Origin of the sequence: Arthrobacter sp. C9C5 (genome assembly GCF_013359735.1) — a bacterium.
Classification (GTDB): Bacteria; Actinomycetota; Actinomycetes; order Actinomycetales; family Micrococcaceae; genus Arthrobacter.
This window is the reverse complement of sequence record NZ_JABFMX010000002.1, coordinates 160,715-180,260: the sequence shown is the minus strand read 5'-3', so window position 1 is coordinate 180,260 and position 19,546 is coordinate 160,715. Positions and strand designations below refer to the sequence as shown.

Sequence of the window (19,546 nt, the reverse complement as noted above, 5' to 3'; positions counted from 1 at the left end):
AGAGTGGGGCAGCAGGGTCCCTACGTGGCGACGGAGTCGACACGAAAGGGCCTGCCTAGAGTGGGGCAGCAGGGTCCCTACGTGGCGACGGAGTCGACACGAAAGGGCCTGCCCCAATCTCTAGTGGTCGAAGAACACCAGGCTGGAATTGATCAGTTCGGAGATCACCTCGGGATCATAGGCCCGGCGGAGCGACTCCCGGAAGGACTCCTTGGACAGCGAGCGCGCCAGGGTGGCCAGCACTTCCAGGTGGTCCGAGAAGGAACTCGCCGGCGTCGCGATCAGCAGGATAACGGTGGCCGGGCCGTCGGCCGCACCAAAGTCCAGCGCCTTGCCGTACTTGGTGATGCCCACCGCGATCGAGGTGCGGGAAACAAATTCGCTGCGGGCGTGGGGCAGGCCGACGCCGCCGGGAAGCCCGGTGGCCAGCTGGTGTTCGCGGGCGTTGACGTGGCCGAGGAACCCCTCCAGATCGGAGATCCGGCCGGCGTCATACATCCGCTGCGCGAGCTGGGCGGCGGCGTCGAACTTGTCCGCCGCGTCGAGCTCCAGGATCACCATCTGCGGCGTGGTGAGGTCGGCATCGTACCGGTCCAGTGGTTCCGCCAAGAGGTGTCCCTTCGAAGTGGCGTCGGTGCACGCCGACTGGTGGCGCGCCGTACGGCGTCCCCGGTCAGCGCAGCGGGACGATGTCCTCGACGCCCAGGCGTGCTGCGTCGGCGGATTCGTCGTCCGGCTGCTCCTGGCTCAACCGTTCCGCGTCGACCCGGGCCAGGTAGTGCTTGATCTCGCTCTCGCGCTGCGCGTCGCTCCAGCCGAGAACCTCACCGATCAGTTTAGCGACTACCGGCGCGGCGGACACACCGCGGTCCCATGCCTCGATCGAAATCCGGGTCCGGCGGGTCAGCACATCCTGGACGTGGCGGGCCCCCTCGTACCTGGCCGCGTAGACGGCCTCGGCCGCGAGGTAGTCGTCCGCGCCCGGCAGCGGCTCGGCCAGTTCGGGGTTCTCCCCGATCAGCGCCAGCACTTCCGGGGCCATTGAACCGTAGCGGTTGAGCAGGTGTTCGATCCGCGCCACGTGCACGCCGGTTTCTTCCGCCATCCGGTTGCGCTTGTTCCATGCGGCCTTGAAGCCGCTCGCGCCGAGCAGCGGGATGGATTCGGTGCAGGACGGCGGAACGCGCTCGTCCATGCTGCGGGTGGCTTCGTCGACGGCGTCCTTGGCCATGACCCGGTAGGTGGTCCACTTGCCGCCGGCCACGACGACGAGGCCGGGCACCGGGTGCGCCACCACGTGTTCGCGGGAGAGCTTGGCCGTCGAGTCGTTCTCCCCGGCCAGCAGCGGGCGCAGTCCCGCATAGACGCCCTCGACGTCCTCGCGGGTCAGCGGCCGCTTGAGGACCTTGTTGACGTGCTCGAGGATGTAGTCGATGTCCTTGCTCGACGCCGCCGGGTGCGCCTTGTCCAGGTGCCAGTCCGTGTCGGTGGTGCCGATAATCCAGTGCCGGCCCCAGGGAATGACGAACAGCACGGACTTCTCGGTCCGCAGGATCAGGCCCACCGTGGACTGGAAGCGGTCGCGCGGCACCACCAGGTGGATGCCCTTGGAGGCGCGGACCTTGAGCTGGCCGCGATCGGTGACCATGGCCTGGGTCTCATCGGTCCAGACGCCGGTGGCATTGATGACCTGCTTGGCCCGGATGTTGAAGCTGGAGCCGTCCTCGTGGTTGACGACCTTGGCGCCGACCACCCGTTCGCCCTCGCGGAGGAAGTCGACGACGGCCATCTGGTTCACCGCGTGCGCGCCGTAGTAGGCGGCGGTGCGAACGAGGTTCGCGACATATTTCGCGTCGTCGACCTGGCCGTCGTAGTAGCGGATGGACCCGACGAAGGCGTCGTCCTTGAGGCTCGGCGCCGCCCGCAGGGTGCCGCGCCTGCTCAGGTGCTTGTGGAACGGGACGCCGCGGCTGTGGCCGCCGGTGATGGACATGGCGTCGTAGAGGGCGATGCCGGAGCCGACGTAGGGCCGTTCCACGAACCGCTTCGTGAGCGGGTAGAGGAACGGCACCGGCCGGGCAAGGTGCGGGGCGAGGACGGAGAGGATCAGCCCGCGCTCGTGCAGGGCCTCCTTGACCAGCGCGAAGTCCAGCATCTCCAGGTACCGCAGGCCGCCGTGGATGAGCTTCGAGGACCGCGACGAGGTGCCCGCGGCCCAGTCGTTGGCCTCGACGATGCCCACGCTGAGGCCGCGGGTCACGGCATCGAGGGCGGCGCCCGCGCCGACAATGCCGCCGCCGACGATCAGGATGTCGAGTTCCTTGCCGGGCTGGGTGCTGGCTTTGAGCACCGCGAGGGACGCTTCGCGTTCCGCGGGCCCGAGCGCGCCACCGGCCAAGGGAGCACCACCGGGAAAACTGTTCATCTCACGCCTCCATCCGGATCAAACCTCGTAGTGCACCACACTACTTCCAAGTTCTTCGGATGGGCAGGGCCTTGGCCCCGCCGGCGCCGGGCTCAGTTTCCGGCGTACGGCGAGACGACGACGTCGACGCGCTGGAATTCCTTCAGGTCCGAGTAGCCGGTGGTCGCCATCGAGCGGCGCAGCGCGCCGATCAGGTTCGAGGTCCCGTTGGTGTGGTGGCCCGGGCCGAACAAGACCTCCTCGAGCGGTCCGACGGTGCCGACATTGGCCCGGTCGCCGCGGGGTAGTTCGAGGTGGTGGGCTTCCTGGCCCCAGTGCCAGCCCTTGCCGGGGGCCTCTTCGGCGCGGGCCAGGGCGCTGCCGAGCATGACCGCGTCGGCGCCCATGGCGATGGCCTTGACGATGTCGCCCGAGGTGCCCATGCCGCCGTCGGCGATCACGTGCACGTAGCGGCCGCCGGATTCATCCATGTAGTCCCGGCGGGCGGCCGCGACGTCGGAGATGGCGGAGGCCATCGGCGAGTGGATGCCCAGGGCGCGGCGGGTGGTGCTGGTCGCTCCCCCGCCGAAGCCGACCAGCACGCCGGCGGCGCCGGTGCGCATGAGGTGCAGGGCCGGGGTGTAGCCGGCCGCCCCGCCGACGATCACGGGGACGTCGAGTTCGTAGATGAACTGCTTGAGGTTCAGCGGCTCGTGGTCCTTGGAGACGTGCTCGGCCGAGACGGTGGTGCCGCGGATGACGAAGATGTCAACGCCTGCGGCCACGACGGTCTTGTAGTGCTCCTGGGTGCGCTGCGGCGTCAGGGAGCCGGCCACGGTCACCCCGGCGGCTCGGATTTCGGCCAGCCGCGAGGTGATCAGTTCGGGCTGGATCGGGGCCTGGTAGAGATCCTGCATCCGGCGTGTGGCGGCCGGGCTGCTGGTCTCGTTTTCGAGGGCGGCAATCTGGTCCAGGACCGGCTGCGGGTCCTCGTAACGGGTCCAGAGGCCTTCCAGGTCGAGGACGCCGAGGCCGCCGAGGCGGCCCAGCGCGATGACGGTTTCCGGGGACATCGCGGAATCCATCGGCGCGGCAATGACGGGCATATCGAACTTGTAGGCATCGATCTGCCAGGAGACGGAGACGTCTTTGGGATCGCGCGTACGTCGGTTGGGGACGATCGCAATGTCGTCCAGGGAGTAGGCACGACGCCCACGCTTGCCACGGCCAATCTCAATCTCGTAAGTCACGTCCCCACTTTACTTGACCGCGCCGGGGACCCGGCATTGGCCGCGCCTGCCGGGCCGCGGGTGGCCCTGCGGGGGCTCTGCGGCGGCGCCGCCAGGCCGGCGGAACCGCGATCCACACCCCCAATTTAATCGATAGTTCACACTGACTTGACGCATTCTGTCAATAGTTTACAAAACCTGAAAATGCCCTTACGTTTGCTTTCGGCCTGCCGGGGATTTCGCCGGGGGCCTCCCCACCCAGTTCCGGGCATTCCGCGATGCCCGGTTAAAGAAAGCAGAACCCATGGGAAGTGCATCACTCAGGAAGTCCCGCGTCCTGGCCCTGTCGCTGGCCGCCGTCGTCGGAACCATGACCCTCGCCGTCACCCCCGTGCTCGCCGCCCCCGGCATCGGACCGGTCGCCACCGAAAATGTCCCCGCACCGGACGTCAACGCCGGTGAGGCCTACACGCAGTTCATCGTCAGCTTCAAGAAAACCCCGGGCAACGGCACCCCCAACGGCCGCGCAAACGCCTGGGGCAAGGCCGCGAAGGAGCAGGGGGTGACCGTGCGGGAGCTGCGCGCCCTGGCCACCGGAGCAACCCTGATCGCCTCCGACAAACCCCTGTCCGACCAGGCCGCCACGGACTTCATGGACTCGATCGTCGCTTCCGGTGCCGTCAACGCCGTCGAACCCGACGCCCGCATGACGGCGGTCCTGACGCCGAACGACACCCGCTACGGGGAGCAATGGGACTTCACCGGCGCCAACGGCATGCGGATCCCCGGTGCCTGGGATGTCTCCACCGGGTCGGGGTCCACCGTTGCCGTGATCGACACGGGCATCACCGCACACCCGGACCTGGACGCCAACGTGCTGCCGGGCTATGACTTCGTCTCCGACGCCACCGCGGCACGCGACGGCAACGGCCGCGACTCCAACGCCCAGGACCAGGGTGACTGGTACGCCGCCGGAGAGTGCGGGCAGACCACCGCCGGCAACTCCTCCTGGCACGGGACGCACGTCTCCGGCACCATCGCCGCGGTGACGGGCAACTCCACCGGCGTGGCCGGAGTCGCGCCCAACGCCAAGGTCCTGCCGGTCCGGGTCCTCGCCAAGTGCGGAGGCTCCCTCTCCGACATCGCGGACGCCATCATCTGGGCCTCCGGCGGCACAGTCTCCGGGATCCCCGCCAACGCCAATCCGGCCAAGGTCATCAACATGAGCCTGGGCGGATCCGGCGCCTGCGGCACCACCTACCAGGCCGCCATCGACTCCGCCGTGTCGCGGGGCACGACCGTGGTGGTGGCTGCCGGCAACAGCAACCAGGACGCTTCCGGCTTCCGTCCGGCCAACTGCAACTCGGTGGTGACCGTGGCCGCCAGCAACCCGAGCGGCGCCCTCTCCTACTACTCCAACTACGGCGCCACCGTTGACCTCACCGCCCCGGGCGGCGACACCAGCGTCAGCGGCGGAGGCATCCTCTCCACGCTCAACACCGGAACCACGACGCCGGGTGCGGCCGGCTACGCCAGCTACCAGGGCACGTCGATGGCGACCCCGCACGTCGCCGGGCTCGTCGCCCTGATGAAGTCCAAGTCGCCTGCCCTCACCCCCGCCCAGGTCGAGTCCACGCTCCGGCAGGGCACCCGGGCCATGCCTGGCGGCTGCACCAAGGGCTGCGGCGCCGGCCTCTCCGACGCCACGGCGACGATGGGCCTGCTCGGCGGAAGCACCCCGCCGCCGTCGGGCAACCTGCTCCTGAACCCCGGCTTTGAAAGCGGCTCGGCGTCCTGGACCTCCAACCAGTCGGACACCTTCGAGACCGGCACGGCCGCCCGCAGCGGCAGCGGCTTCGCGGGGCTGAACGGCTGGGGCAAGTCGACGTCGTACACGCTGGACCAGACCATCTCCATCCCCTCCTCGGTCACCGGCTCGTCGCTGTCCTTCTACCTCAAGACGCTCTCGGATGAGACCACCACCAGCACCGCGTACGACACCCTGAAGGTCCAGGCCATCAGCGGCGGCGTGACCACGACGCTGGCCACCTACTCCAACCTGAACAAGTCCACCGGCTATGTCCTGAAGACGCTGGACCTGTCCTCGTTCAAGGGCAAGACCGTCACCCTGCGGTTCCTCGGCGCGGAAGATTCCTCCCTGGCAACGTACTTCTACCTTGACGACACCTCGGTGACCACCTCGTAGTCCCTGGTCCGCCGCAAGGAATGGGCATGCCCTCCCTCCCCGGGAGGACATGCCCATTGTTCGTGCCCGGGAGTGGGCAGAACGGCATGATGTCCACCGGACGCGGCCTGCGGAGGGCATGTCCGGTCGGCGGCCACCCCGCCGGGCCCAGTGCCGCGGCTCAGACCCCCTCGGCCTCGTCGACGGCGAGCTGCGATTCGAACATCCGGAAATAGCGGCCCCGCAGTGCCACCAGTTCCTTGTGCGTGCCCTGCTCCACGATCCGGCCGTCCTCGAGCATGTAGACAATGTCCGCCTTCTCGATCGTCGCGAGCCGGTGGCTGATGGCGATGATCGTGCTGCTGCGGTCGGCGAAGAGCCGGGTGAAGATCCGGTGCTCGGCCAGGGCGTCGATTGCCGACGTCGGTTCGTCCATCACCATGAAGGACGCGTCCCGGTAGAAGTTCCGGGCCATCGCCAGTCGCTGCCACTGCCCGCCGGACAGGCCGCTGCCCTTCCTCCCGCGCGGGTCCTCCATCCAGTTGCTGACGTGGTTGTCCAGCCCGTTGGGCAGTTTGTTGATGAACTCGAGGGCCTCCGCGTCCGACGCGGCCCGGCGGATCCGGTCGTCGTCACGCGGCGCATCGACGTCGCCGAAGAAAATGTTCTCCGCGGCGGTGGCGAACTCGTACTTGAGGAACTCCTGGCTGAGCACCGCCAGGTGGCGGTGCCACGACTTCACGTCGACGGCAGCGAGGTCCACGCCGTCGAGCAGTACCTGGCCCGAATCCGGGCGGTAGAGCCCGGCGAGGATCCGGATCAGGGTGGACTTGCCGGCGCCGTTCTCCCCCACGACCGCAATGTGCTGGCCCTGCCGGATGGTCAACGAGATCCCTTTGATGACCTCCAGTTCGCTGCCCGTGTAGGTGAACCGGATGTCCCGCAGCTCCACGGTCCGGGGCGCCTGGAGGAGGGGCGGGGCATGGTCGGAGTGCACGGGCAACGCCATGAACAGCTCGTAGTCCTTGAGGTTGGCGAGGTCCTCGTCGATGGAACTGAGCGAGGAGACGAGGCTGTTGGCGGTGGACAGGGCGCGGCTGACGATCTGCTGGACGTAGAGGAACTGCCCCACCGGCTGGGCCCGGGCGATGATCTGGCCCACCACCCAGATCAGCGAGACCACCTCCGCGCCGTATTGCAGGGCGTCGGCGGCGAGCTGTTTGGGGATGTAGCGCTTCTGGAAGTCGAGCCGGCGCTTCTCATCCGCATCCCGGAGCCGGGAGCGGAGCCCCATCAGGTAGCCGACGATCCCGTAGAGCCGCATCTCGGCGATGTGCTGCGGGCGCAGCAGGTTGGTCTCGATCATCCGGCGCTGCCGGCGTGAATCGACCTGGGTGTTCCAGTGCGCGATCTGTTCCCGGGACAGTTTGAACTGCAGGTAGACGCTGGGCACGATCGCGACCAGAACGATCACCGCGATCCACCAGCTGACCAGCAGCAGCGCGCCGATCGCCAGGACCACCGAGACCAGCTGGGTGAAGATCGCGGCGATCCGGTCCAGGACCCGGGCGTAGGAATCGGAGAAGCGCTTGGCCCGGTCGTACAGGTCCACCGTCTCCTTGTCGTCATAGCGCCAGAAGTCGAGGGCGAGGAACCGCTCGTGCATCAGGTCCCCGACGATCGCGCCGACCCGGAAGCTCATCAGCTGCTGGATGTAGCGGTCCACGCTGCTGAACGCCCCCCAGAAGAGGCCAAGCGCCGCGGTGATGATGACGTAGACGATGGCCTGCTGCCCGGCCGCCGCGTTTCCCGCATAGGCGGCCGCCAGCGCCGTCGTGGTCAGCGCGGCGTAGTAGGTGGTGACCAGGGGCAGCAGCGCCGAGACCAGCGAGCCCACGACTTTCATCACGACGGCGGCGGGCGAGGCGCGGAAACTGACCCGCAGCACCTGCGCCACGGCCCGGGCGTACGGGCGCAGCGCCAGTTTGCGCTTCGGCTCACGCGCGGGCAGGAGTTCGGACATGGCTCCAGCCTAGTTGCGGGCGGCGGCGAAGGAACGCGAAAGGACCACGGGACGAATCCCGTGGCCCCTCACGTTTGCCGGGTGGGGCCACGCCCGCCGGGTTCCCTGACCGAGCTTGCAAGGTTAGGGAGGCGGTGGGTGGGCCCACGGCGCCCGGGTTCCCTGACCGCAGCGAAGCAAGGTTAGGGAGGCGCCGGGGACTAGCGCGAACCGTAGTTCGGCGCTTCCACCGTCATCTGGATGTCATGCGGGTGGGATTCCTTCAGCCCGGCCGGGGTGATCCGGACGAACTTGCCACGTGCCTTGAGCTCGGGGACGGTAGGTGCTCCGGTGTAGAACATGGTCTGGCGGAGGCCGCCGACCAGCTGGTAGGCCACGGAGGAGAGCGGGCCGCGGTACGCCACGCGTCCTTCGATGCCTTCCGGGATGAGCTTGTCGTCGCCGGAAACGTCGGCCTGGAAGTAGCGGTCCTTGGAGTAGGAGGTGTTCTTGCCGCGGGTCTGCATGGCCCCCAGCGAACCCATCCCCCGGTAGCTCTTGAACTGCTTGCCGTTGACGAAAATCAGGTCGCCCGGGGACTCGTCGCAGCCGGCCAGCAGGGAACCGAGCATGACGGTGTCCGCGCCGGCGACCAGGGCCTTGCCGATATCGCCCGAGTACTGCAGGCCGCCGTCGGCGATCAGCGGAACGCCCGCCGGGATGGCCGCCTTGGCGGACTCGTAGATGGCGGTGATCTGCGGGACGCCGACGCCGGCGACGACGCGGGTGGTGCAGATGGATCCGGGGCCGACGCCGACCTTGATGCCGTCGGCGCCGGCGTCGATCAGGGCCTGGGCGCCTTCGCGGGTGGCCGCCTGGCCACCGATGATGTCCACGTGCGCGGCCACCGGGTCGGACTTTAGCCGGCGGATCATGTCCAGCACGCCCTGCGAGTGGCCGTTGGCGGTGTCCACGAAGAGGGCGTCGACGCCGGCGTCGATTAGGGCCATGGCCCGCTCCCAGCCGTCACCGAAGAACCCGATGGCGGCACCGACGCGGAGCCGGCCCTCGTCATCCTTGGTGGCCAGCGGGTACTGCTCGGCCTTGGTGAAGTCCTTGGTGGTGATGAGGCCCTTGAGCCGGCCCTGCTCGTCGACGAGCGGGAGCTTCTCAATCTTGTTGGTGGCCAGCTTGTGCGAGGCTTCCTCGCGGCTGATGCCGACGTGCCCGGTGACCAGCGGCATCTTGGTCATGACATCGCTGACCAGCCGGATCGGGAAGTCCGTCTCCGGAACGAAGCGGGTGTCGCGGTTAGTGACAATGCCCAGCAGCCGCATGCCCTCGTCCACGACCGGCAGGCCGGAGACCCGGTAGTGCGAGCAGATCTCGTCCAGCTCGGCCAGCGTGGCCTCGGGGCCGATGGTAAGGGGGTTGGTGATCATGCCGGACTCGCTGCGTTTGACCCGGTCCACCTGGTCGGCCTGGTCGGCGATCGAGAGGTTCCGGTGCACGACGCCGAGGCCGCCCTGGCGGGCCATGGCGATCGCCATCCGCGACTCGGTGACGGTGTCCATCGCGGCCGACAGCAGCGGCGTGTTCACCGTGATGCGCTTCGAAATCCGCGAGGAGGTGTCAGCTTCGGAGGGGATGACGTTGGTGTGCCCCGGCAGGAGCAGGACGTCGTCGTAGGTCAGGCCAACAAAGCCGAAAGGATCGTGTTCGGGCTGGGTCATGAGTGCGCCTCTTACCTTGGGTTTCTGGGTTCACGGGTAGGGGTTGCAGCAGATGACCAGCCCGTCATTACGGGCATGGCCTGTGCAGAAGTGTTGTGTAAATACTAGAACCTTGGCGGCGATCCCCATATTCCGGGGCGCGAATGTGAGCGACGGCATCCGGCGGGCGGCACCGGATGCGTCACTTCCAGCCGGTGGCGGCGAGCAGCCGCTTTTCGAACATCGGGATCATGCTTTGGACGTAGGTCTTGGTCAGGTGGTTGTCGTCCTTGTAGACGTACACGTTCCCGACGACGGCGGGGCAGGTCCCGTCGGCGCAGATGAAGTCGCTCATGTCCATCAGGTGCAGGCGGGCGACCTTGCCGCGGTAGTCGTCCAGCGGTGAGGACGCCGCCAGGGATTCCTGCAGCGGGACGTTGCACTCGGCGGCGTCGGGGCCCTTTTTCTGGACGCATTCGGGCATGTTGGTGGTGAACCGCGGGTTGTCGCGGATGCCGACAACCTCGATGCCGGCGTCGGTGAAGGGCTTGATCCCCTTCAGGTACTGCGGCACCTCGGTTTCGAACGGCGCCTCCTTGTGCGTCAGCGAGGCGACCGTGAAGACGGCGTCGGGCTTGTGCGTCAGGACGTAGTCGGAGCTGGCCTTGTTGAAGGCGTTGCAGTCGGCGTCGCGCTCGGGCGAGTCTCCCCCGAAGCGGCAGTTTCCCTTGAGCAGGGTGACGACTTCCCAGCCGTGGCTCTTGGCGATGGGTCCCAGCGCGGCCATGTACTGCTGCGCATGCGAGTCGCCGAGCACCACGATTTTCTTGGTGACCGTGTCCGGCCGGCTGTTCTGCAGGCAGCCCTGCAGGAGCGGGTCGCTGGGCACGTTGCCGTCGGTGCAGAGCCCGTCAATGTCGGCCCATTCGTTCTTCATGGCAGCCGGTGCCGGGATGATCTTGGCGTCCGGCGTCGGCTTCCCGGCGTTCTCCGGGGCCAGGGCGGCGGCGCCGGGCGTCAGCTCCTTCGGCTGGGACGCGGCCGCGGCTTCGTCGGCCACAATGTGGCTCTGCCACAAAGTCACCGGGCCGGCCAGCACGGCCCCGCAGGCGGCGATGACGACGGCGGTGCGCCAGGCGCGGCGCTGCGGCCAGTGCCACTCGCGCAGCGGCTTCTCGACGAAGCGGGTGGTGAGCACGGCCAGCACCACGGAGGTGGCGACAATCGCGAGCCCCTGCCACAGGTCCGGCGCGCTGATTCCCATTCCGGCGAGGGCCAGCACCAGCAGCGGCCAGTGCCAAAGGTAGAGGGCGTAGGAGTTGTCGCCGAGGGCGACGAGCGGCCGCCAGGTCAGGAAACGGTCCACGCCGAACCGGCTGCCGCTCTGCCCCGCCACAATGATGGCGGCGGCAGCCAGCGTCGGCCACAGCGCGATGAATCCGGGGAAGGAACGGTCCACGGTCAGCAGCAGCCCGCAGGAGAGCATCGCGGCCAGTCCCGCCCAGCCCAGCACCACGCGCAGGATCCTGCCCGGTTTCAGGTACGGCAACGCCAGTGCCAGCAGTGAGCCCAAAGCGAATTCCCAGAGCCGTGCACGGGTGTCGAAGTACGCGTAGGCCTGGTTGCTGGCGGTCTGCTCGATCGAGTAGGCCAGCGATGTGGCGAAGATGGCGCCGAACGCGAGGGCCAGGATCAGGCGGTAATTCAGCAGCCGTTCCTCCAGCCCGGTCCAGCGGAGGAGCGCGCGACGCAGCAGGGCGGCGCCCGCGAACACGAGCGGCCACAACAGGAAGACCTGCCCCTGGATGGACAGCGACCAGAAGTGCTGCAGCGGGCTGGCTCCCGAGTGGTCCTGCGCGTAGTAGTCCACGGCGGTGTCGGCAAGTAGCCAGTTCTGCCGGTACAGCAGGGACGCCCAGGCTTGGTCGAGGATGTCCGGCCAGCGGCTCGCCGGCAGGATGGCCCAGGTGCCGATCAGCACGCCCAGGACCACCACCACGACGGCGGGCAGCAGCCGCTTGAGCAGATGCAGCCAGTGGCTGATCAGCCGGAGCGGCTTATCGCTCCCCACCTTGCGGGCGAAGCTCAGGGTCATCAGGAACGCCGAGATGAGCAGGAAGATGTCGACGCCGCCGGAGACCCGGCCCAGCCACACGTGGTAGGTCACCACCATGAGAACGGCGAGGGCGCGCAGGCCTTGCACCTCCGGGCGGTAGCCCGATTTCCGGCTCGCGGGAGAACCCGCGGCCGCGTGCTGCGGGCTGGCTATGGTTCGCTCGTTAGTCACGTGGGGTCCCTCGGGCTGGCTTCCAAAACATCAATGTTACCGAAACGTAATTTTCTTTTCCAATTTCCGGGGCCCTTCCGCCGGGGATTCCCCGGGCAGGGCGGACCGGCGAGGCTAGGCTGTTACGAGTCGAAGGAGGCCGCGAGTGATCGTGCAGGTGCGGATATGTGTCCCGGAGAAGCTCTCCGGAGCTGTGGTGGAGTGCTGCTCCGGCGAGCTCGGCGTCGCGGAGGTGGCGTTGCACCCCGGGGCCGCGGTGGTTCCGCCGGGCGACGTCATTCTCGTGTTCATGGCACGGGAATCCGTTGAAGCCCTGATCGAAAAACTGCACGCTTTGAACGTCCAGGACGTGGGTTCCATATCGGTCACCACTCCCGATTTGGTGCTGTCGGACCGCGCGGACCAGGCGGTCGACGAGGCGCCCGGCGAAGGCGCGGATGCCATGATCTGGGATGAGGTGTCGCGGCAGACCGGCGAGGACTCCAGGCTGACGTGGAGCTATCTGGCGTTCCTGGTCCTCGCCACCCAGCTGGCCGCCATTGGCATCGTCACCGACTCCACCATTGCGATCGTAGGCGCCATGGCGGTGGGGCCCGAGTTCGGCCCGCTCGCCGCGTTGGCCGTTGCGCTGGTGCGCAGGCAGTGGCGGCTCGGCCGCAGCGCGGCGCTGGCTCTCGGCGTCGGGTTTCCGGTCGCAATGCTGGCGGCGGCCTTCACGGCGTGGCTGTCCGTCCCGCTGGGTCTCTTCCCCGCCGACGCCCTGGACCGCGGTTCTGCCGTGGAGTTCATCTACCACCCTGGACCCTATTCCCTGATTGTCGCCCTGCTGGCAGGGACCGCGGGCATGCTGTCCGTGATCAGCCGGCGTTCCGCGGCTCTGATCGGTGTGTTCATCTCCGTCACCACCGTTCCCGCGGCCGGCTTTGTCGCGGTTTCCCTCGTGCTGGGTGAGTACCAGAAGGCCGCCGGCTCTGCCTTGCAGCTTCTCCTGAACCTGGTCGGGATAGTGGTCTCGGCGGTGGCAGTGCTGCTGTTCTACAGGCTCGTGACGAAGCGGCTGCCGCGCGACGCCGCGCGGAAGTTGCGGCGGGACGCATAGCGCCTGCGGCTGAACGGAGCCGCTACTTCCAGCCTGTCGCGGTAAGTAGCCGATCAGAGAAAACCGAGGACATGGAGGCAACATAAGTCCGGCTGAGGTGGTTGTTGTCCTTGTAGACGTAGGTGTTGCCCACCACGCCGGGACAGGTTTCTCCGTCGCAGATCAGATCTGTCATGTCGACGATCGACAGGCCCGGGGCCCGGCCCTGCAACGCAGCCAACGGGCTTTTCAAGGCCAGAACGTCACGCTGGGAAAGACGGCAATCTGGATTTTCGGCGCCCTTGACCACGACGCACTCAGCCATGTTGAAGTTGAACCGCGGGTTATCCCGGATGGCAACCATATCGACGCCCCTCTGGTGCCAGTATGCCGCGGTGGCCTCAAGCCCCGGGACGAGCTGTTCTGCAGGCGAGGAGGGTGCCGCCATGGTGCCAACGGTGATGATGGCATCGGGCGGATTGGCCGTTACCTCGTCCCGGACGGCGGCGTTGAACCTGTTGCAGTCGGAGCCAACGTTTGCCGCCAGGACACTGAATCGGCAGCCACCCTTAAGGAGGGAGTAAACGCGCCAACCGTGCTGCTTCCCCACTGCATCGATAGCTGCCAGCCACTGCTGGGCATGTGAATCACCCAGCACTAGGACCGTCTTAGCTGCTTCAACCGGCGCCTCGTTTTGACCACAGCTCTTGCGCAGCGATGCATTCGATGGCTCCAATTCGCCGTTGCACGGGCCGGCCAGGGTGGCCCAGTCCTTCGGCAATAGTGCAGGCGTGGGCAGGATTGCGGCGTCGCTGTCGGCCCCGCTGACGAAACCTGGCAGCAGGGCCAGAGCTCCGGGGTTGTTCCTTTGCGCCTGCGACATCACAGCCTGCGCCTGGAAATGCTGCTGGAGTTGCACCGCTGTCAGAGGCACTGCGACCACCGCAAGGCAGAGGGCGACGGCGAGGGCAGCGCGCCGCCGTCGGGCTTCCGGCCAGGCCCATGAGCGCCACGGCTTCTCGACGAAGCGGGTAGTCAGGAAGGCGAGCCCCAAGGACATGGCGATAATGATGCTGCCCGAAAGCCATCCCGCGTGCTCCTTGCCGCTCCAGGCCAGGGCCAGCACCAGGACGGGCCAATGCCAGAGATACAAGGCGTACGAGTTGTCTCCAAGTTTCACGAGGGGGCCGGCACTGAGGATGCGGTCCACTCCCCAACGGCTGTTGGTCTGCCCTGCCGTGATGACGCAACTGGCAGCCAAGGTGGGCCAGAGTGCCACGAAGCCGGGGAAAGCTCCCTCCACGTCCAGGATGAAGCCGCAGCTGATCATGGCCAGGACACCGACCCAGCCGAGGACCACGCGCACCGACCGCGAAAGAAAGGTTAGGCCCGGCAGGAACAACGCCAGAAGGGTGCCCAAAGCGAACTCCCAGAGGCGTGCGCCGGTGTCGAAGTAGGCCTGGGTCTGGCTCGTGGCCGTGTAGAAAATCGAGAAACTCAATGAGGCCAGGAAGATTGCAGCAAATATGTAGCAGAGCAGCGCACGGTAACGGAGCCTAAACCTGCGCGCGAGGACGGCGGCAACGGCAAAGATGAGCGGCCACAGAATAAAGACCTGGCCTTGGATGGACAGCGACCAGAAGTGCTGGAGTGGGCTGGCCGTTGCATGGTCTGCCGCGTAGTAGTCGACGGCGTCAGCCTGCAACACCCGGTTTTCCACGTAGAACAGCGATGCCCAGCTTTGGGAGACCACGTCCGGGAAACGGGTCCGGGGCAGCAGCACATAGCTGGCGGCCAGTGCGCTGAGAATCACGAGGGCCGCCGCGGGCAGGAGCCGCCGGAACAGGTGGAGCCAGTGCTTGATCAGGGCCATCTGCGAGCCGCGCTCGTAACGGCCCACGAACTGCAGGGTCATCAGGAACGCCGAGATCAGGAGAAAAACATCAACCCCGCCCGAGACCCGGCCAAACCAGACATGGTACGTGACCACCATCAGCACGGCGAGCGACCGCAAACCCTGAATTTCCGGCCGGAACTTGCTCGCCCGGCCCTGGCGGGGCCGGGCGTCCGTTTCGCGCGGCGAGACCAGCGTTCCCGCTCCAGACATACAAACCCCTTAGAAACAACGCAAGACAGCGGAAGCCACTATACAACGCGCGGACTTTGCCCGGACGGCCGACGGCGGGACCGGAGCAATCGCCGCCAGGACAACGCCGGCCGGCGCCGGGCCGCGCCGGGCACCAAAAAGGACCGGACCAGCTGACGCTGATCCGGTCCTTTTTGTTGCGCGGAAACCTTAGTGCTGGTGTCCGGCGTGCTCGTCCTCGTCGGCGGGCTTTTCCACCACGAGGGTTTCGGTGGTGAGAACCAGCGCCGCGATGGAGGCCGCGTTGCGGAGGGCCGCACGCGTGACCTTGACGGGGTCGATGACACCGGCCGCGATCAGGTCCTCGTATTCGCCGGTCTTGGCGTTGAAGCCCTGGTTGACGGCGGATTCTGCCACCTTGGCGACGACGACGTAGCCGTCGAAGCCGGCGTTCTGGGCGATCCAGCGCAGCGGCTGGGTCAGGGCCCGGCGGACGATGCCCACGGCAGCTGCCGCGTCGCCGTCGAGCGCCTGGACAGCCGGATCCTCGTCGAGCGCCTTGAGGGCGTGGATGAGGGCGGAGCCGCCGCCGGCCACGATGCCTTCTTCGAGGGCAGCGCGGGTGGAGGATACGGCGTCCTCGATGCGGTGCTTCTTTTCCTTCAGCTCGACCTCGGTGGCAGCGCCGACCTTGATCACGCCGATGCCGCCGGCCAGCTTGGCCAGGCGTTCCTGCAGCTTTTCCTTGTCCCAGTCCGAATCGGTGCGGGTCAGCTCGGCGCGCAGCTGGGCAACCCGGGCCGCGACGTCCTCGGCCGAACCGGCGCCGTCCACGATGGTGGTGTTGTCCTTCGTGACGGTGATGCGGCGGGCGGTACCCAGGACCTCAAGGCCCACGGTGTCCAGGCTGAGGCCCAGTTCCGGCGAGACAACCTGCGCGCCCGTGAGGGTCGCGATGTCCTGCAGCATGGCCTTGCGGCGGTCTCCGAAGCCGGGAGCCTTGACGGCCACGACGTTCAGGGTGCCGCGGATGCGGTTGACGATCAGCGTGGAGAGCGCCTCGCCGTCGACGTCTTCGGCGATGATGAAGAGCGGCTTGGAGCTCTGCAGCGCCTTTTCCAGCAGCGGCAGGAATTCCTGGACCGAGGAGATCTTGCCCTGGTTGATCAGGATGAGGGCGTCCTCAAGGACTGCTTCCTGGCGTTCCGCGTCGGTGACGAAGTACGGGGACAGGTAGCCCTTGTCGAACTGCATGCCCTCGGTGAGGACAAGCTCGGTCTGCGTGGTGGAGGACTCCTCGATGGTGATCACACCATCCTTGCCGACCTTGCCGAAGGCCTCGGCCAGCAGCTCGCCAACCTCGTCGCTCTGCGCGGAGATGGCGGCCACGTTGGCCACCTGGGTGCCTTCGACCGGGCGGGCGTTCTCAAGCAGGCGGGCGGCGACGGCCTCGACCGAGACCTCGATGCCGCGCTTGATCTGGCCCGGGGCGGCGCCTGCCGCAACGTTGCGCAGGCCCTCCTTGACCAGCGCCTGGGCGAGCACGGTGGCGGTGGTGGTGCCGTCACCGGCGACGTCGTTGGTCTTGGTGGCGACCTCCTTGGCAAGCTGCGCGCCAAGGTTTTCGTACGGGTCGTCGAGCTCCACTTCGCGGGCGATGGTCACACCGTCGTTGGTAATCGTGGGGGCGCCCCACTTCTTGTCCAGCACGACGTTGCGGCCGCGCGGGCCGAGCGTGACCTTGACCGTGTTGGCGAGCTTATCGATGCCGGCTTCGAGCGACCGGCGGGCAGCGTCGTTAAACGCAAGCTGCTTTGCCATGGTTTTGTCCTTTCAAGACAGAACCCCGCGCAGCCGTTCCGTTCAAAGCGAAGGATCGGCGGCGCGGGGGTCCAAGAGAGTTACTTTACGACGATCGCCAGAACGTCGCGGGCGGACAGTACGAGGTACTCAACACCGCCGGTCTTAACTTCGGTTCCGCCGTACTTGGAGTAGATGACAACGTCGCCGACGGCGACGTCTACGGGAACGCGGTTGCCGTTGTCGTCAAAGCGGCCGGGGCCAACTGCAACAACTTCGCCTTCCTGCGGCTTCTCCTGTGCGGAGTCCGGGATAACCAGGCCGGAAGCCGTGGTCTGCTCGGCTTCGAGCGGGCGGACAACAATACGATCCTCAAGAGGCTTAATAGAGACCGACACTCGGACCTCTCCTTTTCGTCAGCAAATTTGTGGACTATGAAGCGGCGATGCCATGGCGTACAGACCGTCGTCGCGGTGCCGGCAGCAGCCAGGCGGAGCATGCTCCATGTGTTAGCACCCGCCTAGGGAGAGTGCTAATGACGACTCTATGTAAGTAGTTAGCACTCGGTCAAGGTGAGTGCCAGAAGTTCGTCGCTGGTGAACGGCACGCGGGACATGCTCATTCTTCGCGTGGCCGGTCGGCTCAGGTTTGGCGCATCCCGGTTTGGCGCATCCCGGTTTGGCGCATCGGGGCGACTGACATGCTCATTGGGGGTTGGAAACGTCGGACTTGCCGCCCAGAGCGCCGAGCTTGTGTCCATTGTTCGAGCTGAGCGAAGGGCATGCTCATTGTTGGAGGTGAGCGACGGGCATCCTCATTGTTGGAGGTGAGCGACGGGCATGCTCATTGTTGGAGGCGAGCGACGGGCATGCTCATTGTTGGTCCCGTGCAATGGAGATGCCGTCCGGCAGCGAGGGACATGCCCGTTGCTGGCTGCCAAGGATGGACATATACGCAATATGTCCAGTGCTGGCGGCGAAGGACGGACATGTCCGGGGGCCCGATCCGCACCGCACCGTGCCCCGCGGAGCAACAGCAGACGCAGCAGCGGGCTCAGCCTACTCCCCCGCCAGGTCCTCGTAGTCCCAGTCCTGGCCGTCGTCGTCTTCGTCGATCCGGGTGGAGGCGTTGCGTTCGCGGTACAGCACGAAGCCGCCGGCGAGGGCAGCGACCGCGCCCAGAACGAGGCCGATGATGCCGCCCACCCGGGCGGCGGCGTAGGTGTCACGGATCGCGCGCGCCTCATCGGTCGCGTCCTTCACGTCCTTGCCGCCGACGGAGTAGACGGTCGCATTGAAAGAGTCCAGGAAGAAGATAATGACGAGCAACGCCACGCAGACGACGGCGGTCACGCTGCCGGCGATCAGCGCCGGCCGGGCGAAGCGGGCCAGTCCCCGGCTGTCCCGGGCCTCCCCGACGGTGTTCTCCCGGGTGCCTGCCGTGCCGAAGTCGTCTGTGTCCCTGCCGTCCATGCCGTCCACCCTATCGGGCGCGCCGCGCGTTCCCCGCCTGAACTACGCTTGATGGCATGGCTGAGACTACGCAGGACCAGATCGCCCCGCTCCTCAATCCGGAGGGCTGGGAGCTGCTGGCCTCGCTGGGACCGTACCGCGAGGAGGAGGCCTTCCGCCTCAACGCCTCGCTCCGGAAGGCCGGCCATTCCCCCGAACTGGTCTCCGCGGCACTCACCCAGTCCCGCCTGCGGACCAAGGCGGAAGCGAAGTTCGGTGAATTCGCCCGGCAGATGATTTTCACCCGGGCCGGCCTGGAACAGGCCACCCGGCTGACTGTGGCGGCGCGGCACGCGCAGCGCTTCGCCGAGGCCGGGATCGCCCATGTGGCGGATCTGGGCTGCGGGCTGGGAGCCGACGCAATGGCCCTGGCCTCGCTGGACATCAAGGTGACCGCCGTGGAACTGGATGAAACCACCGCCGCCTGCGCCACGATGAACCTGATCCCGTTCCGGAACGCCACCGTCGTCCATGCCGACGCCGCCGCCGTCCCGCTCGACGGGATTGACGGCGTCTGGCTGGACCCGGCCCGCCGCACCACCTCAAGTTCCGGGACCAAGCGACTCTGGGATCCGGAGGACTTCTCTCCCCCGCTGTCCTTTGTGGAATCCCTGGCCGCGTCCGGCCGCGCCGTCGGCGTGAAGATGGGCCCGGGCATGCCGCATGCCTCCGTACCCGAGGACTGCGAGGCGCAGTGGGTCTCTGTGGGCGGCGACGTCACCGAGGTGGCGCTGTGGTTCAACGCGGTCCGCCGGCCCGGAATCCGGCGTGCCGCGCTGGTACTCGGCCCGCAAGGCGCCGCGGAGCTCACCAGCACGGAGGACTTCGACGCCGGCCCGGAGGCCCCCCTGGGCCCGGTGGAAGGCTACCTCTACGAGCCCGACGGCGCCGTGATCCGCGCCGGCCTCGTCGCCGACGTCGCGCTCCAGCTGGGCGGTCATCTGCTGGACGAACACATCGCCTATATCTGCGCGCCGGAACTGCGCGATACCCCATATGCCCGGGCGTACAAGGTCCTTGAGGTGATGGCGTTCAACGTCAAGGCGCTCAAGTCCTGGGTCAAGGACAACGGCGTGGGCGTCCTTGACATTAAGAAGCGCGGCACCTCGGTCACGCCGGAGGAACTGCGCAAGCAACTGCTCCCCGGCGGCGGCAGGAACGCCAAGAATGCGGCCAAGAAGACGGCCACCCTGGTCCTCACCCGGATCGGGGAGGAACGGGTGGCCATCTCGGTGGAGCCGATCTAGGACCG

The 19,546-nt window shown here is 67.2% G+C and carries 13 protein-coding genes; 3 read left to right on the top strand and 10 right to left on the bottom strand.

Annotation, left to right across the window (positions count from 1 at the left end; genetic code table 11):
- Positions 1 to 120 precede the first annotated feature (120 nt).
- The 3 genes from HNO80_RS02385 to HNO80_RS02375 form a co-directional block, all read right to left on the bottom strand.
- On the bottom strand, positions 121 to 609 hold the full coding sequence (locus HNO80_RS02385) for a PTS sugar transporter subunit IIA (protein ID WP_175321237.1): 489 nt from the start codon (positions 607 to 609) through the stop codon (positions 121 to 123).
- A gap of 64 nt (positions 610 to 673) precedes the next feature.
- A complete protein-coding gene (locus HNO80_RS02380; RefSeq protein WP_175321236.1) occupies positions 674 to 2,425 on the bottom strand; it encodes a glycerol-3-phosphate dehydrogenase/oxidase in 1,752 nt (583 codons plus the stop codon).
- A gap of 92 nt (positions 2,426 to 2,517) precedes the next feature.
- Complete coding sequence (locus tag HNO80_RS02375) at positions 2,518 to 3,654, bottom strand: GuaB3 family IMP dehydrogenase-related protein (RefSeq protein ID WP_175321235.1); 1,137 nt, start codon at positions 3,652 to 3,654, stop codon at positions 2,518 to 2,520.
- Between the two features lie 283 nt (positions 3,655 to 3,937).
- Between HNO80_RS02375 and HNO80_RS02370 the strand changes: the two genes are divergently transcribed.
- Entirely contained in the window at positions 3,938 to 5,839 is a 1,902-nt protein-coding gene (locus HNO80_RS02370; RefSeq protein WP_175321234.1) for a S8 family peptidase, read from the top strand.
- Positions 5,840 to 5,999: 160 nt separating this feature from the next.
- On the opposite strand, the gene HNO80_RS02365 is transcribed toward HNO80_RS02370, so the two are convergent.
- From HNO80_RS02365 to HNO80_RS02355, 3 genes are all read right to left on the bottom strand, one after another.
- Positions 6,000 to 7,841, bottom strand: a complete 1,842-nt coding sequence (locus tag HNO80_RS02365) for an ABC transporter ATP-binding protein (protein ID WP_175321233.1) — start codon at positions 7,839 to 7,841, stop codon at positions 6,000 to 6,002.
- A 200-nt stretch (positions 7,842 to 8,041) separates the two neighbouring features.
- Positions 8,042 to 9,553: an IMP dehydrogenase gene (gene guaB / locus HNO80_RS02360; RefSeq protein WP_175321232.1), complete on the bottom strand. Its 1,512-nt coding sequence runs from the start codon at positions 9,551 to 9,553 to the stop codon at positions 8,042 to 8,044.
- Positions 9,554 to 9,734: 181 nt separating this feature from the next.
- Positions 9,735 to 11,819, bottom strand: a complete 2,085-nt coding sequence (locus tag HNO80_RS02355; RefSeq protein ID WP_502707796.1) for an acyltransferase family protein — start codon at positions 11,817 to 11,819, stop codon at positions 9,735 to 9,737.
- 145 nt (positions 11,820 to 11,964) lie between these two features.
- Between HNO80_RS02355 and HNO80_RS02350 the strand changes: the two genes are divergently transcribed.
- Positions 11,965 to 12,918 (top strand): DUF389 domain-containing protein, encoded by a 954-nt coding sequence (locus HNO80_RS02350; protein WP_175321231.1) that lies wholly within the window; start codon positions 11,965 to 11,967, stop codon positions 12,916 to 12,918.
- A 22-nt stretch (positions 12,919 to 12,940) separates the two neighbouring features.
- On the opposite strand, the gene HNO80_RS02345 is transcribed toward HNO80_RS02350, so the two are convergent.
- From HNO80_RS02345 to HNO80_RS02330, 4 genes are all read right to left on the bottom strand, one after another.
- Positions 12,941 to 14,911 carry an acyltransferase family protein gene (locus HNO80_RS02345; protein WP_249777112.1) on the bottom strand — a complete coding sequence of 657 codons (1,971 nt, stop codon included), beginning with the start codon at positions 14,909 to 14,911 and terminating at the stop codon, positions 12,941 to 12,943.
- A gap of 282 nt (positions 14,912 to 15,193) precedes the next feature.
- The gene (groL, locus tag HNO80_RS02340) at positions 15,194 to 16,804 is read right to left on the bottom strand and encodes a chaperonin GroEL (RefSeq protein WP_175321229.1); all 1,611 of its coding nucleotides are present in this window, start codon (positions 16,802 to 16,804) and stop codon (positions 15,194 to 15,196) included.
- 80 nt (positions 16,805 to 16,884) lie between these two features.
- A complete protein-coding gene (gene groES, locus HNO80_RS02335) occupies positions 16,885 to 17,181 on the bottom strand; it encodes a co-chaperone GroES (RefSeq protein WP_056737866.1) in 297 nt (98 codons plus the stop codon).
- 660 nt (positions 17,182 to 17,841) lie between these two features.
- Positions 17,842 to 18,255, bottom strand: a complete 414-nt coding sequence (locus HNO80_RS02330) for a hypothetical protein (RefSeq protein ID WP_249777111.1) — start codon at positions 18,253 to 18,255, stop codon at positions 17,842 to 17,844.
- Positions 18,256 to 18,311: 56 nt separating this feature from the next.
- Between HNO80_RS02330 and HNO80_RS02325 the strand changes: the two genes are divergently transcribed.
- A complete protein-coding gene (locus tag HNO80_RS02325; RefSeq protein WP_175321228.1) occupies positions 18,312 to 19,541 on the top strand; it encodes a THUMP-like domain-containing protein in 1,230 nt (409 codons plus the stop codon).
- Positions 19,542 to 19,546 lie beyond the last annotated feature (5 nt).

What these genes read in the sequence shown, in the direction of transcription:
- HNO80_RS02380 (WP_175321236.1), bottom strand. Translation starts at nt 2,425, where the DNA reads ATGAACAGTTTTCCCGGTGGTGCTCCCTTGGCCGGTGGCGCGCTCGGG.
- HNO80_RS02370 (WP_175321234.1), top strand. Translation starts at nt 3,938, where the DNA reads ATGGGAAGTGCATCACTCAGGAAGTCCCGCGTCCTGGCCCTGTCGCTG.
- HNO80_RS02365 (WP_175321233.1), bottom strand. Translation starts at nt 7,841, where the DNA reads ATGTCCGAACTCCTGCCCGCGCGTGAGCCGAAGCGCAAACTGGCGCTG.
- guaB (WP_175321232.1), bottom strand. Translation starts at nt 9,553, where the DNA reads ATGACCCAGCCCGAACACGATCCTTTCGGCTTTGTTGGCCTGACCTAC.
- groL (WP_175321229.1), bottom strand. Translation starts at nt 16,804, where the DNA reads ATGGCAAAGCAGCTTGCGTTTAACGACGCTGCCCGCCGGTCGCTCGAA.
- HNO80_RS02330 (WP_249777111.1), bottom strand. Translation starts at nt 18,255, where the DNA reads ATGGACGGCAGGGACACAGACGACTTCGGCACGGCAGGCACCCGGGAG.
- HNO80_RS02325 (WP_175321228.1), top strand. Translation starts at nt 18,312, where the DNA reads ATGGCTGAGACTACGCAGGACCAGATCGCCCCGCTCCTCAATCCGGAG.